The organism is Alsobacter soli, assembly GCF_003004785.1.
Classification (GTDB): domain Bacteria; phylum Pseudomonadota; class Alphaproteobacteria; order Rhizobiales; family Beijerinckiaceae; genus Alsobacter; species Alsobacter soli.
Genome location: NZ_PVZS01000094.1, coordinates 1 through 317, shown reverse-complemented (window position 1 = coordinate 317; position 317 = coordinate 1). Strand labels below are relative to the sequence as shown.

Genomic DNA, 317 nt, shown 5'->3' with positions numbered 1-317 from the left:
TTACATTTCAAAAACTCTGCTTACCAGGCGCATTTCGCCCAGGGGATCACCATAATAAAATGCTGAGGCCTGGCCTTTGCGTAGTGCACGCATCACCTCAATACCTTTGATGGTGGCGTAAGCCGTCTTCATGGATTTAAATCCCAGCGTGGCGCCGATTATCCGTTTCAGTTTGCCATGATCGCATTCAATCACGTTGTTCCGGTACTTAATCTGTCGGTGTTCAACGTCAGACGGGCACCGGCCTTCGCGTTTGAGCAGAGCAAGCGCGCGACCATAGGCGGGCGCTTTATCCGTGTTGATGAATCGCGGGATCT

At 51.7% G+C, this 317-nt stretch carries 1 pseudogene; it reads right to left on the bottom strand.

Annotation, left to right across the window (positions count from 1 at the left end):
- A pseudogene (locus tag SLNSH_RS24415) lies at nt 1-317 on the bottom strand (IS6-like element IS26 family transposase); the annotation flags it as partial.